Annotated in this window: 11 protein-coding genes; 3 read left to right on the forward strand and 8 right to left on the reverse strand. The window is 67.0% G+C overall.

Annotated features, from left to right (window positions below):
• Positions 1-20 precede the first annotated feature (20 nt).
• The 8 genes from AC07V5_RS19425 to kduD form a co-directional block, all read right to left on the reverse strand.
• Positions 21-1,280: a pectate lyase family protein gene (locus AC07V5_RS19425; protein WP_495117352.1), complete on the reverse strand. Its 1,260-nt coding sequence runs from the start codon at positions 1,278-1,280 to the stop codon at positions 21-23.
• Positions 1,277-2,365 carry a pectinesterase family protein gene (locus tag AC07V5_RS19430; protein ID WP_495117353.1) on the reverse strand — a complete coding sequence of 363 codons (1,089 nt, stop codon included), beginning with the start codon at positions 2,363-2,365 and terminating at the stop codon, positions 1,277-1,279. Before AC07V5_RS19430 ends, AC07V5_RS19425 begins: the two co-directional genes overlap by 4 nt.
• Positions 2,362-3,522 (reverse strand): oligogalacturonate lyase family protein, encoded by a 1,161-nt coding sequence (locus tag AC07V5_RS19435; protein WP_495117354.1) that lies wholly within the window; start codon positions 3,520-3,522, stop codon positions 2,362-2,364. Before AC07V5_RS19435 ends, AC07V5_RS19430 begins: the two co-directional genes overlap by 4 nt.
• Entirely contained in the window at positions 3,522-4,889 is a 1,368-nt protein-coding gene (locus tag AC07V5_RS19440) for an ABC transporter substrate-binding protein (RefSeq protein WP_495117355.1), read from the reverse strand. Before AC07V5_RS19440 ends, AC07V5_RS19435 begins: the two co-directional genes overlap by 1 nt.
• Positions 4,886-5,992 carry an ABC transporter ATP-binding protein gene (locus AC07V5_RS19445; RefSeq protein ID WP_495117356.1) on the reverse strand — a complete coding sequence of 369 codons (1,107 nt, stop codon included), beginning with the start codon at positions 5,990-5,992 and terminating at the stop codon, positions 4,886-4,888. Before AC07V5_RS19445 ends, AC07V5_RS19440 begins: the two co-directional genes overlap by 4 nt.
• Entirely contained in the window at positions 5,992-6,864 is an 873-nt protein-coding gene (locus tag AC07V5_RS19450; protein WP_495117357.1) for a carbohydrate ABC transporter permease, read from the reverse strand. Before AC07V5_RS19450 ends, AC07V5_RS19445 begins: the two co-directional genes overlap by 1 nt.
• Positions 6,865-7,033: 169 nt before the next feature.
• A complete protein-coding gene (locus AC07V5_RS19455; protein ID WP_495117358.1) occupies positions 7,034-7,894 on the reverse strand; it encodes a carbohydrate ABC transporter permease in 861 nt (286 codons plus the stop codon).
• Between the two features lie 98 nt (positions 7,895-7,992).
• Positions 7,993-8,754: a 2-dehydro-3-deoxy-D-gluconate 5-dehydrogenase KduD gene (gene kduD, locus AC07V5_RS19460; RefSeq protein WP_495117359.1), complete on the reverse strand. Its 762-nt coding sequence runs from the start codon at positions 8,752-8,754 to the stop codon at positions 7,993-7,995.
• Between the two features lie 452 nt (positions 8,755-9,206).
• Here kduD and AC07V5_RS19465 point away from each other — a divergent pair, with 452 nt between their 5' ends.
• From AC07V5_RS19465 to AC07V5_RS19475, 3 genes are all read left to right on the forward strand, one after another.
• On the forward strand, positions 9,207-12,143 hold the full coding sequence (locus AC07V5_RS19465; RefSeq protein WP_495117360.1) for a TonB-dependent receptor: 2,937 nt from the start codon (positions 9,207-9,209) through the stop codon (positions 12,141-12,143).
• A gap of 141 nt (positions 12,144-12,284) precedes the next feature.
• The gene (locus AC07V5_RS19470; protein WP_495117361.1) at positions 12,285-12,860 is read left to right on the forward strand and encodes a PEP-CTERM sorting domain-containing protein; all 576 of its coding nucleotides are present in this window, start codon (positions 12,285-12,287) and stop codon (positions 12,858-12,860) included.
• Positions 12,857-15,667 (forward strand): pectinesterase family protein, encoded by a 2,811-nt coding sequence (locus AC07V5_RS19475; protein WP_495117362.1) that lies wholly within the window; start codon positions 12,857-12,859, stop codon positions 15,665-15,667. Before AC07V5_RS19470 ends, AC07V5_RS19475 begins: the two co-directional genes overlap by 4 nt.
• Positions 15,668-15,680 lie beyond the last annotated feature (13 nt).

Genomic DNA, 15,680 nt, shown 5'->3' on the forward strand with positions numbered 1-15,680 from the left:
GTGGAAGACCGGATTCTGACTCAGCCTCGCCTCGGCCCGACGCCGGTGCGGATTTGCTCAGCCAGTTGATCGGGGCGGGACGGTCGCAGCGGTGCGGCGTCATAGGACTCGTCGGGCCGCCAGCCGAGGTCGGCGGACAGCGTTTCGGCCGGGTGGGCGGCTGCCCAAGCGGCCAGGATGTCGACGGGCTGGCCGTTGAGTCGGCTGCCCTGGTCAGCGAAGGTCGAGCCCTTGAGGCGGCGGATCAGCCGGTCGGGGCCGATGCCGGCGGGCAGCTCCCAGCGGTTGTGCTCGCTGTACAGGCGCGAGCGGATGCCAACGCCCAGCGAGTAGCCAAAGTCCTCGGCGCGGTCGGCGCTGAAGAGGTTGCTGACGACGTGCACGCGGCCGAAGCGCACGCGCGGCGTGCGTTCCTTGCAGGCGTGGAAGTGGTTGTGGTGCAGCGTCACGCGCAGTAGGCCCTCGTCGGTGGTCCTGCTGTCGCTGCTGCCGATGAGCATGGTCTTGTCATGGGCCTGGAAGCGGCACCAGGACACGGTGACGAGGTCGCTGCCGTTGGTGATGTCGAGCAGGCCGTCATGGTGCTGCACGCGCTGGCCCAGGCGGATGGGTTCGAGCTTGTCTGGGTGGCGGCCGTCGTCGAAATGGCAGTGATCCACCCACACGCGGTCGGCGCCGCGCAGCGACAGGCCGTCGTACTCCGAGTTCCACTCGCCGTGCTCGTTGTCGCGCGGCTGCCATTCGGGGAAATGGTCGTAGGCGTCGGAGAAGCGCAGGTCGCGGATGACGATGTTGCTGACCTTGTCCAGCAGCACCATGCCGTGCTCGAAGCCGGCACCCGGCGCGGCACCGAGCAGCGTGGTGTTGGAAGGCAGGCGCACGACGGAGACCTCGGCCTGGCGTTTCGCAGAGCGCTTGCGGGCGTTTTCCAGCGCGCCCTTGGGGTCGTCGCGGCCCCAGGTGGCGGGGTCGAACGCGCGGTCGAAGGCGTCGAAGTTGAACTCGGGGTCGCGGAAGGCCTCGACGCCGCCGGGGCAGAGGTCGATGAACTTGTGGATGCGGATGATCTTGGGCTTGTCGCCCAGGCGCAGCGCGGCGTTCAGGCCGGCGCGGTCGTACACGTCGAAGACGTGTTCGGGGATGGCTTTCGCGCCGCCTGTCGTGGCACCTACGCCAGCCCAGCCGAGGGGCATTTCGGGTGCTGGGGGCGGTGTGCTGGCGCAGGCGCCGAGTACGGGAAGGCTTGCGAGGGCGAGCAGGTCGCGGCGGGTCAGTGTCATGGGCGGTTGTTGAATTCACTCAGGCGGTTGCCGGCGGCGTCGAAGGGCCGGCGCGAGGTGCTGGCCGACCAGGGGCCGACGTGGGCGCCGATCTCGCTGTCGCGCACCACGGCGACGCCGTTGGGGCTGGTGCCGGCAACCCAGGTGCCCGCCTTGACACCGGCATCCCAGGCGCGGCCCAGTGCCGTGGCGCCGGGTGCGATGCCAGGCTCACCGACGAGGCGGCTGTGCGTGACGAGGAAGCCCTGCGCCACGTCCGGCGCCGTGCTGGGCGCCAGGATGATGCCGCCATGGCCGGGCGTGCGGCGGTCGGCGCGAGTCAGGATGGTGCTGTGCTCGATGACGAGCACGGCGTTGCCGAAGATGAAGTCCACGTCGCCCGCGATGAGGCTGTGGCGGATCAACTGGCGGGCCGGCGCACCGGGGGCTGCTCGCTTGGCGTAGAGCGTGTCCTGGTGGCCCAGCAGCCGCACGTTGTCGAGCTGGATGCGGTCGCCGGCCAGCGTCAGCGCCACGGCTTGCGCACCGCCGCTTTCGCCCACGCCCGGCGGGTAGGCCTCGCCGCGACGCACGCCGTCCATCGCGTCGTTGGCGATGGTGAGCGAGATGAGCTGCACGTCGTTGCTCTGCACCAGCATGCTGGTGCTGCCGCTGGTGCCGATGGTCGTCTTGCCCAGCTCGGGCACGCAGGGGTGGGCGGGCTCGTTCTCGCCTTTGGGCTTGCCGGAGAAGCGGTTGTCCACCAGCACGACGGCGCTCGCGTCCAGCGCCGAGCCGACGAGGGCGAGCGGCGCCTTGTCCTTGATGCACAGGGGCCCGCGGTAGGTGCCGGGCTGGATGTGGATGACCCAGCGCTTGGCGCCTTCTGCGGGCACCTTGTCGACGGCGGCCTGGACGGACTCGCCGGGCTTGACGATGAAGTCGGGCGCGCTGGCGGAGAGGTCGGCCAGCGGCGCGGGCTTCCAGTCACCGAGATAGGCCGCCGCGATATGGGCGGCGGCCTGCTCAGCCGACAGCTGGGGGCGTGCTTGCCCCTGGGCTGCCGTGACAGCCATCAAGCCGATCAGCGCCAGCGCGAACTTCACAGGTCGGCCAGGTAGAGCGCAGGCTCGACGCCGTTGGCGCGCTCGGCGTCGCAGCTGAACAGCACCTGCTTGTTGTCCGGCGTGAAGCTGGGGTGGGGGTGGGTGACTTGGCGGCTGTCCTTGTAGACGTCCCAGCCGCTGTCGTGGCGGGCGATGGGGCGGGTCTTGCCGGTTTTCAGGTCGAACAGGTGCAGGTAGGGGTCGCCCACCAGCATTTCGTTGTCGCCGCTGCTGGCCTTGCCGCAGCCGTCGCCAACGATCAGCGTGCCGTCGTAGTTGCTCATCAGGTGCGAGCACTGCGGCATGGCGGTCAGCAGCTTGTTCTCCAGCGTGACGGGGTCGAGGCTGTAGATGGAGCGGTCCGGTGAGTCGTGCTGGTAGCTGACGTAGATCATCGCGCTGCCGTCCGGCACCCAGAACTCGTGCGTGCAGCTCTCGCCGTTCAGGTGCTCCTTGCCGCAGCGGCGGTTGGTGCCGTCTTCGTTGATGAACCACATGCGCGCGTCGATCAGGTCGTGCGGGCCTTCGTGGCAGTAGGCGACGGTGTTGTCGTCGAAGGGGCGGTACTGGGGGTGGCCCAGCCAGCCGCGTTGTTCGAGGATGACGGTCTGCTTGCCCGTTGCCAGGTCCACGCTGAAGAGCCGGCACAGCGGCTTCTTGTGGAACATCTCGTTGAACTTCTGCCAGGTGTTCAGCGGGAACCAGTCGTCGGCCGAGATCTCGATGCCGACCAGCTTGGTGCAGGCGCTGTTGCTCACCCAGGTGCCGTAGCCCACCCAGCCGTCCGGCACGACGTAGGCGACTTCTTCCTTGAGCGTTGCCAGTTCCAGGCGGATCAGGTTGCGGTCGCCGCGCACGAAGTAGACGAAGCGGTCGTCGGGGCTCATGAAGGCGCCGAAGGTGTTCTCACGCGCACCGTCGGTCAGCTGGATGGCCGTTTGCGAGGGCAGGTCCAGCAGGTGCAGGTTCCAGTTCGGGCTGGGCTGGGGGCCGAACTCACCGCCGAACATCAGCTTGCTGCCGTCGTTCGTGAAGCACTTTTGATAGAAGTAGTTGCGATGGCAGGTGACGTCGGGCGGCGTCAGGCGCGTGACGCGGGCACCGGTGTCGGGGTCTTCGCGGGTGAGGAATTCAAATTGGCGTTCGGTGCTTTTCATCAGTGGATCCTCTGCAACAGGGCGTTGCCTTCTTCGACGAGGCGGCGGGCGGCCTCGGCGTCGGTGGACTTGTTGTAGGCGATGGTCTCGAAGACTTCGCGCATGAATTTCTGGAACCGCGCGTGCTCGAACAGCGGCGCGGGGCGGATGAGACGGCCAGCGTCGCGTTCGGCCTGGATCTGGTCGTGCGCGGCCAACTCCAGCGGGGGCAGGCCGCCCGCTTTCTGCAGCACGGCCAGCGCGTCCTTGGCGGTTGGCAGGCCACGCGTGCGCCCGAGGATGCGGGCGGCCTCGCGGTCGGTCAGCAGGAAGTTGATCAGCTTGGCGGCCAGCTCGGTCTGCTTGCTGTTTCGCCCCAGGGCGTACATGACCGTGGGGCGGCCGAAGAGGCCGCTGTCCTTGGCTCCCGCGAGTGTCGGAAAGGGGCCGAGGGCCAGCTTCTCGCCCGGCGCCAGCGTGGACGCGCGCAGGCCGATGGCCGAATCCCAGGTGTAAGTGCCCGCCCAGCGGCCGGCCACCCAGTCAGGCTGCTGCTCGGTGGCTTTCTCGGCGCCGCCCAGGCTGGCACGCAGCGGCAGTGGCGTGGCCACATGTTGGGCGATGACGCGCTTGTAGACCTGCACCCATTCCAGCGTGGCGGCGGGGCTCATGGCGACGCGCGGCGTGGCCGGGTCGACGAAGGGCGTGCCGTGCTTTTGCTGGATGTAGCTTTGCGACAGCAGGATCATGTCGTAGAGCTCGCCGTCCAGCGGGTAGGCGTTGTCGCCCAGCTTGGCGCGGAAGGCCGGGCCGGTGGCGAAGAGTTCGTCCCAGGTCTTCGGCAGCGCAATGCCGGCACGGCTGAAGGCGGTCTGGTTCCACAGGAAGACGCGAGCGCTGAAGGACGTGGGCAGGGCGTTCATCTTGCCTTGGACGCGGCCGTAGGCGAGGTCGTCTTCGCTGAACTGGTCCAGAGCAAGTTCCTTGGCGACGCTGTTCAGGTCGGTGAAGCCGTTGCCGCGCTTGCTGAACATGGCCAGCCAGGCCCAGTTGATCTGCATCACGTCGGGCTCGGAGCGGCCCGCGATCTGCGTCGTCAGGCGCTCCAGGTAGCCTGCAAAGCCCATGTATTCGGCCTTGACCTTGACGCCGTACCGCTGCTCGAACACCTTGAGCGCGGCGAGCGTCGCTTGGTGACGGCCGGCGCCGCCCCACCACGCAAAGCGCAGCGGCTTGGACTCGGCATGCACCCAGGGCGCCGCCAGCGCGCCCGCGCTGGCGATGACGGTGCGGCGGGTGATGCTGCCAGTGAGCGCCCGGCCGCCCGAAGCCACTGGCGCGCCCCCTCGGGGGGCAGCGAACGGAGTGAGCGTGGGGGCCTTTTTCATGCGAGATGGCTCAGGCCGACGTCGTCTGCGGCGAACAGATGGGCGTGGTTCATCTGGAAGTAGAAGGTCAGCGCCGTGCCGCGTGGCAGTGCCATCAGCGCCGCACCGTCTTCAGAGGGCACACGGGCGCTGAAGGCCACGCCGCCGACGTCGACGTAGATGAAAACCTCGGCGCCCATGTTCTCGCAGAACTTCAGCGTGGTCTCGACTGCAATGCTGCCGGGCTTGGGCTGCAGGCCGATGTGCTCCGGCCGCAGGCCGAACTGCACGGGGCCTTCGGCAGTGGCCTTGAAGCGGCGGGCCGGCAGGGCCAGGCGCACGCCGCCCAGCTCCACGGCGCCCTCGCGCAGCTGGGCCTTGACGATGTTCATCTCCGGCGAGCCGATGAAGCTGGCGACGAAGGCGTTGGCCGGGCGGTCGTACAGCGCCGTCGGCGTGTCGACCTGCTGGATGACGCCGGCCTTGAGCACGCAGATGCGCTCGCCCATGGTCATCGCCTCGGTCTGGTCGTGCGTGACGTAGATGGTGGTGGCCGGCTGACCGGCGTCACGCAGCGCGCGGTGCAACTCGGTCAGGCGCACGCGCATCGCGGCGCGCAGCTTGGCGTCGAGGTTGGACAGCGGCTCGTCGAACAGGAACACCTCGGGCTTCTTGACGATGGCGCGGCCCACCGCCACGCGCTGCGCTTGGCCGCCGCTGAGCTGCTTGGGGTAGCGCGTCAGCAGGTGTTCCATCTCCAGCAGCGTGGCGGCATGGCGTACGCGTTGGTCCAGCTCGGCCTTCGGGGTCTTGGCCAACTTCAGGCCGAAGGCCAGGTTGTCGTAGACCGTCATGTGCGGGTAGAGCGCGTAGTTCTGGAACACCATCGCGATGCCACGCGCCTTGGGCGGCAGATCGTTGACGGTGCGGCCGCCGATGTTCAGCTCGCCGCCGCTGATGGACTCCAGCCCCGCCACCATGCGCAGCAGCGTGGACTTGGCGCAGCCCGACGGGCCGACGAACACCATGAACTCGCCGTCACGCACGTCGAGGTCGACGCCGTGCACGGCCTTGAAACCATTGGGGTAGGTCTTCTCGACCTTGCGCAGGGATACGGCGGCCATCAGCCTTTCACGCCACTGCTGGTGGCGCCCTCAATGAAGTGTTTCTGTGCCGCGAAGAACACCGTGATGGACGGGATCAGCGCGACGACCGAGATCGCGATGACGTTGGCCCACTCGACCTCCTCGGTGGCGCCGATGCTCATCTTGAGCGCCAGGCTGACCGGGTATTTCTCGACCGAGGCGAGGTAGATCAGTGGGCCCATGAAGTCGTTCATCGTCCAGATGAACTGGAAGACGATGACGCTGATGATGGCGGGCTTGAGCAGCGGCACGATGATGTGCCAGAGCAGCTGCAGCGCGTTGCAGCCGTCGATGAGGGCGGCCTCCTCCATGTCGCGCGGGATGCCGCGCAGGAACTGCACCAGCATGAAGACGAAGAAGGTGTCGGTGGCGAAGGCCGACGGCACGATCAGCGGCAGATAGCTGTCCAGCCAGCCCAGCTCGCGGAACACCAGGTACTGCGGCAGGCGCAGCACGATGAGGGGCAGCATCATCGTGCCGACCATGATGCTGAACAGGATCTTCCTGCCCCAGAACTCGAAGCGGGCGAAGGCGTAGGCCACCAGCACGCAGGAGATCACCGTGACGATGATGCGCGGGATGGTGATGAGGAAGCTGTTCAGGAAGTAGGTCGCGAAGGTGTATTCGGTGCTGGTCTTCCAACCCTTGGCGTAGGCATCGAACGAGAACTTGCTCGGCCAGAAGCCGGCCGACGTGAAGATCTCGCTGTTGCTCTTGAACGAGGCACCCACCAGCCACAGCAGCGGGTAGAGCATGACGATGGCAGTGGCCGCCAGCAGCAGGTAACGCAGCCAGGGCGTGCGGCCGTCATCGCCCACCGCACGTTCATTTATCTCGGCAGCCGCGCTCAATTCAGCTCTCCATTCGCGGTGCCAGAAATTCGCGGGCCGAGCGCTGGGCCGCTCCCGAGCCGGCCCGTCTGGCGATGTGCTTGCGGCTCAACGTCGCAAGCATCGCCGTCCCCTCGGGGGACCGACTGGGCGAGCCCGCGTTCAGCTCGGCACGACTGGGCGAGGGGCATCACTTCCGGGCTTCCTTTTCACCGGCATAGAACACCCAGTACTTGCTGCTCCAGAACGACACCGCAGCCAGTCCGCCAACGAGCGCGAACAGCACCCAGCTCAAGGCCGCGCCATAGCCCAGGTTGAAGAAGCGGAAGCTCTGGTCATAGATGTACAGCGCCAGCACATAGGTGGAATGCAGCGGGCCGCCCTCGGTGATGAGGTAGGGGCCGTTGAACTCCTGGAAGGCATGCACCATCTGCATGATCAGGTTGAAGAAGATGACCGGCGTGATGAGGGGCACGGTGATCTTCCAGAACTGCTGGCCCTGGCTGGCGCCGTCGATCTCGGCGGCTTCGTAGAGCGACTTGGACACGTTCTGCAGCGCGGCGAGGAAGATGACGCAGGCCGAGCCGAACTGCCAGGTGAAGAGCAGCACGATGGTCCACATCGAGTAGTGCTCGTCGGCCAGCCAGGGGATGGGCTCCAAGCCCAGCTTGCCCAGGATGATGTTGACCAGCCCGTACTTGGCGAACACGAAGCGCCACAACACCGCCACGGCAATGGAGCCGCCCAGGATGGACGGAATGTAGAAGGCCGCGCGGAAGGCGTTGATGCCCTTGAGCTTGAAGTTCAGCACCTGTGCCACGACGAGCGCGAAGCCGACGCGCAGCGGCACGGCCAGCAGCGCAAAGGTGAGCGTGACGCCCAGCGATTTGCGGAACAGCGGGTCGCCGGTCAGCATCTCCTCGTAGTTGCGCAGGCCGATCCACTCGGGTGGGTCGATCAGGTCGTACTGCGTGAAGCTGAGAGCGAAGCTCATCACGAACGGGAAGAGCTTGAACAACAGCACGCCCAGCACGAACGGCAGGACGAACATGAAGCCAAGTTTCTTGTTCTCGTACATCGCCCGGTGTCTCCTCCGAGGCCTGTTCTAAGCAGGCCCGCAATGGCGCGGGCCGCGTACTGCAGTTCTTTTTAGCGCGCCAGCCAGCCACCGTCGACAGCCACCGTGTAGCCGTTGACGTAGTCAGCTGCAGGGGAAGCCAGGAACACGACCGGGCCGGCCAGGTCCTCGGGGCGGCCCCAGCGGCCGGCCGGGATGCGCTCGAGGATGGCGCTGTTGCGCTGTTCGTCGGCGCGCAGCGCGGCGGTGTTGTTGGTGGCCATGTAGCCCGGGGCAATGGCGTTCACATTGATGCCGTGCGAGGCCCACTCGTTGGCCATCAGCCGCGTGATGCCCATGACGCCGCTCTTGCTGGCCGTGTACGAGGGCACGCGCACGCCGCCCTGGAAGCTCAGCATCGACGCGATGTTGATGATCTTGCCGCCCTTGCCCTGGGCGATGAAGGTCTTGGCCACGGCCTGCGACAGGAAGAACACTGACTTGAGGTTCAGGTCCATTACGTCGTCCCAGTCGGCTTCCGAGAACTTGATGGCGTCCTCGCGGCGAATGATGCCGGCGTTGTTGACCAGGATGTGCACCTCGCCGTTCAGCGCCTTGGCCTGGGCCACCAGGTCGGGGATGCAGCTGATGTCACCCAGGTTGGCGCGCAGGTCCAGGAAGCGACGGCCCAGGGCCTCGACGCCAGCCTTGGTTTCGTCAGGCTCGGAGACGTTGACACCGACGACGTCGGCACCAGCCTGGGCGAGCGCCAGGGCCATGCCTTGGCCGAGGCCCGTGTTGCAGCCGGTCACGATGGCCGTCTTGCCGGCCAGATTGAAGTTCTGGAGAACCATGTCTTTGTCCAAGGTGCCTGGGCACCGGTTGCGCGGACTGAGGCCGTTCGGGGAGGGCTGCCGCGGTGGTGAGGAAGTAGTTGAAACGCAGTTCCACTTTTTCCGATGCCACGACTTTAGGCGCGGCACAAGTGTTGCGGAATCATGGTTTCTAATTAGTGAACCGATGTTCCGATTTTCGCATCTTCCGCCTATCATCGTTCACAACAGACCTTTACACATCGAGCGATGAGCGCCAATTTTCTTAACGACGCCCCTCTGCTCGACCGGTTTTCCCCTCGCTACGACGGCTTTGCGTCGTCGTGGTGATCGAACCGGCGCTCGCACTGCAGCGTCGCCGGCCTTAGAAATCGACGGGTGCCCTGCGTGCGCCCGGGTTCCAAGCCTTGCATAACCCGAGAGCCGCCGGCGCGACACAGCGCGCCCAGGCGGCCTGTACCAGGAGACATCCCATGCCCGCATTCCGTCCTTCCCGTTGCCTGGCCCTGAGCCCGGTGGCCCTGGCCGTCACCCTCGTCGCCGTGCCCGCCTGGGCTCAAACCGCGCCGGCGGCCTCCGCGCAACTGGATACGGTGACCGTTACCGGCATCCGCGCCTCGCTGGAAAGCGCGCTCAACGCCAAGCGCCAGGACAAGGGCATCGTCGATGTCATCAAGGCCGAGGACATGGGCAAGTTCCCGGACACCAACCTCGCCGAATCGCTGCAGCGCATCCCGGGCGTCGTCATTGACCGCGACGCCGGCGAAGGCCGCAACATCACGGTGCGCGGCCTGGGCGGCGACTTCGCCCGCACCCGCATCAACGGCATCGAGGCGCTGGCCACCACCGGCGGTACCGACAGCTCCGGCGGCGCCAACCGCACCCGCGCCTTCGACTTCAACGTCTTCGCGGCCGACCTCTTCAACTCGCTGACCGTGCGCAAGAGCAGCTCGGCCGACGTGGACGAAGGCTCGCTGGGCGCCACCATCGACCTGCAGACGGCCCGCCCCTTCGACATGAAGAGCTTCGTGGCCGCCGTGTCCATGAAGGGCACCTACAACGAGCTGTCCGGCAAGGCCACGCCCAAGGCGTCCTTCCTGATCTCCAACACCTTCGCCGACAAGAAGATCGGCATGTTGCTGTCGGGCGCCTACTCCAAGCGCAAGGTCTACGAAGAAGGCTTCAGCACCGTGCGTTGGGACAACGGCCCCTCCAGCGGCAACACCTTCAGCGGCTGGTGCCCTCCGCAGGGCGTGACGACCAACCTGCCCACCGGCTCCACCGCCACCACCTGCGGCCCGGCCGCCCAGGGCGTGCCGCGCCTGCCCAACACGCCGGAAAACCTGGCTGCCTACAACACCGCCTCGCTGGCCACCAACTTCCACCCGCGCCTGCCGCGCTACGGCCGCCTCACGCATGACCAGGAACGCCTGGGCCTGACGAGCGCCATCCAGGTGCGCCCGTCGGACACGATGCTGCTGACGTTCGACATGCTCTACAGCAAGCTCGACGCCACCCGCCAGGAAGACTTCCTGGAAGCCATCTCCTTCAGCCGCGCGCTGTCGGCCGGCGGCAAGCAGCAGACCAGCGTCGTCGAGGCGCAGTACTCGCCCAGCGGCCAGCTGCTCTACGGCAAGTTCAACGGTGTCGACGTGCGCGCCGAGTCGCGCTTCGACAAGCTCAGCACCGAGTTCAGCCAGCCCACGCTGACGGTGGAGCAGGACATCGGTGATTCCATCAAGGTGACCGTGCGCGGTGGCCGCGCCACGTCCAAGTTCAAGAACCCCATCCAGACCACGACCACGCTGGACGCCCCCAACGTCAACGGTTACGTGTTCGACGCCCGCGGCGACGACCGCGCACCGCTGCTGGGCTACGGCAACCTGAACCCCAGCGACCCGAACGGCGCGCTGAAGATCTACGGCGTGCCGGTGGGTGCCACCAGCATCGCCAACTTCACGCCCAGCGAAATCCGCATCCGGCCCAACGGCGTGACCAACCGCCAGGACGTCGCCACCGCCGACATCGCCTGGGAAGTCATCCCCGACGTGCTGACGATGAAGGGCGGCGTCAGCTACAAGCAGTTCAAGTTCACCAGCTACGACATCCGCCGCACCGTCGAGACGATGAACACGCTGCCCACCGGCGTGGACCCGGCCAGCCTCGTGACGTCGCTCTCCGGCTTCGGCAAGGGCCAGAACCTGCCGACCGGCTCGATCACGTCCTGGGTCATCCCCAACCTGGACGCCATCGCCAAGGCCTACGACATCTACTGCAACTGCCTGAAGACCGGCCCGGCCGGCGGCCCCGGCGACTTCACGCTGACCTCCATCACCAACGGCAGCGCCCGCGGCGGCAACCGCGCCATCATCGAGACCGACACCGGCACCTGGTTGATGGCCGACTTCGAGACCCGCCTGGGCGGCATGGCCGTGCGCGGCAACGTCGGCACCCGCTACGTGAAAACGGACATCGTGGCCAGCGGCTACCTCGCCACCGGCGGCGGCAGCCTTGTCACCGCGGCACGCAACTACAGCGACTGGCTGCCCTCGGCCAACCTGTCGGTCAACGTCTCCAAGGACCTGATCCTGCGCGCGGCTGCGGCCAAGGTCATGTCGCGCCCGCCGCTGCAGAACCTGAACCCCGGCGGCACGCTGAGCACCACCGGCACGCTGAGCTACACCGGCGGCAACCCGGCGCTGGACCCGTTCCGCGCCACCACGCTGGACGCCAGCGCCGAGTGGTACCACTCCAAGAACGCCTTCGTCGGCCTGGGCCTGTTCCAGAAGAGCATCAAGAGCTACGTGCTGACGCAGACCCGCAACGTCCCGTACAACCAGACGGGCCTGCCGATGTCGTCGTTGCCGAGCAACTTCACGGGCGACGAAATCTTCGCCGTCAGCGCGCCGGTCAACACGCAGGGCGGCAAGCTCACCGGCTTCGAAGTCAACATCCAGCAGCCCTTCACCTTCCTGCCGGGCTGGGGCCAGAACTTCGGCCTGCTGGCGAACTACACGCAGGTCAAGTCCAAGATGGACTACGTGCTGACAACCGCCATCAACTCGCCCACCGTGCGTGAAGACCTGGTCAACCTGTCGCCGCGTTCCTGGAACCTGTCGGTCTACTACGACGACGGCACCTTCAGCGGCCGCGTGTCCAGCTCGGCGCGCTCGGCGTTCCTGACCACCATCCCGGCCGGCAACAACCAGGACGTGGCGGGCAAGAACAAGACCTTCAACGTCGACATGTCGCTGGGCTACAAGTACTCCAAGAACCTGGAGTTCACGCTCGAGGCGACCAACCTGACCAACCAGCCGAACGACCAGTTCATCTCGCGTGCGATGGACAACGTGGTGGTGAACAACTACACCGGCCGCGAGTTCGTCATCGGCGGTCGCTACAAGTTCTAAGGCGGGCATAGCCTAGAAAAAAGCAAAGGGCACAGACCTACGTCTGTGCCCTTTTTTGCTCGCGGAACCCTGCAGGTCTCCGCCATAGAAGCGCCGGCTGCCGCTCACCGCGGCCCGCCAGGCCTCAAACACGGAGACAACATGAAGACAAGCAAGACCCTGGCGGTCATCGCCGCCGCATGGCTGGCCAGCAGTGCGGCCTGGGCTGCCGACAGCCTGCCTGCCGGCACCCTCATCACGGCCCAGGTCAGCGGCGCGAGCTCGACGATGCTGGGCCTGGACCACCTGTTCGCCGACGAGCCCGGCAGCAACACGACTGCGCTGGCAGCGGCCGACCTGGAGTTCATCACCGCCGACGCCAATGTCGCCATCGATTTCTTTGCCGATGGCCGCGTGCAGGTCTGGAACAACAGCGGCGTCACCGGCCTGGCCGGCAGCTACACGCTGACCTTCAGCTTCGCGGGCCTCGCCGCCCCCGTCACCGGCTTCGCGCCGCTGGACCTGAGCGGCGTCAACGGCGGCCTGGTCGGCGTGCAGCTCGTCGGCCCGAACAGCGTCAGCCTGACGCTGACCAACCTCAGCTTCACGACCGAGTACGGCAGCTTCACGACGCAGCTGAACGTCAGCGCCGTGCCTGAGCCTGCCAGCCTCGCGCTGCTGGCTGCGGGCCTGGGCCTGGGCCTGGTGGCGCTGCGCCGCACGAGGAGGGCTGCATGAAAGCCCTCAAGCAACTGAGCTGCGTTGCCGCGCTGCTGGCCCTCAGCCTGCCGGCCCACGCCGTCGATGCGGCCCAGCAAACCGCGCCCAGCGATGGCTGGGGTGCCGGCACCGTCGGCGGCAGCGCCGCCACGGTGGAGCACATCTACACCGTGCACAGCCGCGCCGAGCTGCTGAACGCGCTGGCCAACGCCGGCAACCTGCCCAAGATCATCAAGGTGGCCGGCACCATCGACATGACCGAGGGCACGCCGTTCGCCAACACGGCGGACCAGAAGGTGAGGGCGCGCATCAAGCTGACCAGCAACACCACGCTCATCGGCGAAGGCCCGGGCGCCGGCTTCGTCAACGCCTGGATCGACATCACCAGCGTCAGCCAGGTCATCGTGCGCAACCTCCACCTCGTCGCGCCCTGCGACGTGGGCCCCATCTGGGACCCGACCGACGGGGCGCTCGGCAACTGGAACTCGCAGTACGACGCCATCGGCATCGTCACGGCCACGCAGGTCTGGATCGACCGCAACACCATCACCGACACGCCCGTCACGGACGACACGCTGCCTATCGAGAACGGCAAGACCAAGCAGTGCCACGACGGCGCCATCGACATCACCAAGGGCGCGGACCTCATCACGGTCTCCTACAACGTCGTCACCGCGCACGACAAGTCCATGTTGATTGGCGGCTCCGACAGCCTGACGAGCGACGCCGGCAAGCTGCGCATCACCATCGCCAACAACGTCTTCAACGGCGTGACCCAGCGCGTGCCGCGCGTGCGCTTCGGCCAGGTCCACGTCTTCAACAACTACTTCGTCGGCAGCAAGACGGCCAACCCCTATCCGCACTCCTACAGCATCGGCGTGGGCAAGGCGAGCAACGTGCTGTCGAACGCCAACGTCTTCGCCGTCGACGGTGCGACCGGCTGCGACAGCGTCGTCGTCTACGCCAGCTCCGACCACACCGGCGTCTTCCAGGACACCGGCTCCACCGTCAACGGCGCGCCGCTCGGCGCTTGCGGCGTGCAAGGGGGCACGGCCTTCACGCCGGGCTATGCCTTCAAGCCGCGGCCGGTAGCGCTTGTCAAGGCCAATGCGCTGGCCCTGGCCGGCGCCGGCAAGCTGACGACGCAGATCAGCGGCAACGGCAACGTCAACGATGTGGCTGGCACCAAGTCGCCCGCCGCCAGCGAGACCGGTGTGCAGACCGACACGCGCGTCTCGCTGTCCTTCGACGCGCCGCCCACCATCGGCACCACCGGCAAGATCAGCGTCTACCGCGCCAGCGACGACGTGCTGGTGGACAGCATCGACGTCAGCAACACGCCCTCCAGCAGCGACACGCAGGTCGTGCTCGCCCGCACCAACCTCGAGATCGACGCGCTGGGCCTGGGCGCCATGCCCGACGGGGCCACGTTCGCGCGCTATGTCTGGTACCGCCCGGTCAGCGTCAGCGGCGCCAAGGCCTCGGTCAAGCTGCACAGCAACAAGCTGGACTTCGGCACGACCTACTACGTGACGATGGACGCCTCGGTGCTGTCCGGCACCATCAAGGGCGCTGCCTTCGCCGGGGTAGCCAAGGCCGACAACTGGAAGTTCACGACGCGCGCCGCACCGGCGAGCTTCACGAACCTGAACGTCGATGACGGCGGCTCCACGGCCGACTTCCGCACGCTGCAGGGCGCGCTGAACTGGGTCATGAAGAACTGCTCGACGAACAGCCCGGCCGCCAACGGCTGCAACACGGTGGCAACGCCGAAGGTCATCCACCTGGCCAACGGCAGCTACCCCGAGCTGAACATCCTGCGCAAGGTGTCCAACCTGAGCATCGTCGGCGAGAGCCGCGACGGCGTGGTGGTGGGCGACGTGAACTTCGAGTCGCTGAACTCGGGCAGTGGCGCCAGTTCGGCCTCGGCCGGTACGGCGCTGAGCACCTCGGGCAAGACCGTGGGCCACCGCGTGCTGGGCGGCGGCCGCGCGTCCCTGCTCGTCGAAACTGCTGACCTGCTGACGCTGCAGAACTTCACGTTGCAGAACCCGCACGTGCGCAGCACCAGCTGGGACAACCAGGCCGAGACGATCTACTTCAACACCAGCACGACGGCTGCGGCGGCTCGCCTGGTGGCCAAGCAGATGAATTTCTACAGCCAGCAGGACACGTTGCAGCTCAAGGGCTACAACTGGTTCTACCAGTCGCTGATTGCCGGCAACGTCGACTTCATCTGGGGCAGCGTGATGGCCAGCCTGTTCGAGGAGAGCGAGATCCGCTCGGTCGTCGACACCGGCAGCAACTCGGCCGGCTTCGTCCTGCAGTCGCGTGCCACGGCCGGCGACAAGGGCTTCGTCTTCCTGAACAGCGCGCTGACCGCCGACCCCGGCGTGACGCAGGCCTACCTCGCCCGCAGCGGAGGCACCACGGCGACGACCTACACCGACAACATCGCCTTCGTGAACACCCGGATGGGCTCGCACATCCTGCCCGCGGGCTGGTGCGTGGGCACCGGCACGAGCAAGACGGGTGCGGGCACCGGCAGTTGCGGCAGCAACCCGCCGCCCTGGGCCGGCACGGCCGATGGCACGACGACGGATGCGGCGGGCTGGCGCGAGTTCGGCAGCACAGACCTGTCAGGCACGCCGCTGGACGTCAGCGCGCGGCTTGGCGTGGCCTCGGTCAAGGTCAACAACGTGGCCACCAATCTGCAGCTCGCCAAGCAGCTCGGCTCGGCCACCGGCCTGACGACGCGCGCCGAGATTTTCCAGAACTCGACCATCGCCACCGGCGCGCCCGGCGGCTGGGTGCCCGCACCCTGAAGCGGCGGCCCGC

Source organism: Roseateles sp. GW821-FHT02E12 (genome assembly GCF_059421665.1).

Coding starts and splice junctions, on each gene's coding strand:
- AC07V5_RS19425 (WP_495117352.1), bottom strand. CDS start 1,280: ATGACACTGACCCGCCGCGACCTGCTCGCCCTCGCAAGCCTTCCCGTA.
- AC07V5_RS19435 (WP_495117354.1), bottom strand. CDS start 3,522: ATGAAAAGCACCGAACGCCAATTTGAATTCCTCACCCGCGAAGACCCC.
- AC07V5_RS19440 (WP_495117355.1), bottom strand. CDS start 4,889: ATGAAAAAGGCCCCCACGCTCACTCCGTTCGCTGCCCCCCGAGGGGGC.
- AC07V5_RS19445 (WP_495117356.1), bottom strand. CDS start 5,992: ATGGCCGCCGTATCCCTGCGCAAGGTCGAGAAGACCTACCCCAATGGT.
- AC07V5_RS19455 (WP_495117358.1), bottom strand. CDS start 7,894: ATGTTCGTCCTGCCGTTCGTGCTGGGCGTGCTGTTGTTCAAGCTCTTC.
- kduD (WP_495117359.1), bottom strand. CDS start 8,754: ATGGTTCTCCAGAACTTCAATCTGGCCGGCAAGACGGCCATCGTGACC.
- AC07V5_RS19465 (WP_495117360.1), top strand. CDS start 9,207: ATGCCCGCATTCCGTCCTTCCCGTTGCCTGGCCCTGAGCCCGGTGGCC.
- AC07V5_RS19470 (WP_495117361.1), top strand. CDS start 12,285: ATGAAGACAAGCAAGACCCTGGCGGTCATCGCCGCCGCATGGCTGGCC.
- AC07V5_RS19475 (WP_495117362.1), top strand. CDS start 12,857: ATGAAAGCCCTCAAGCAACTGAGCTGCGTTGCCGCGCTGCTGGCCCTC.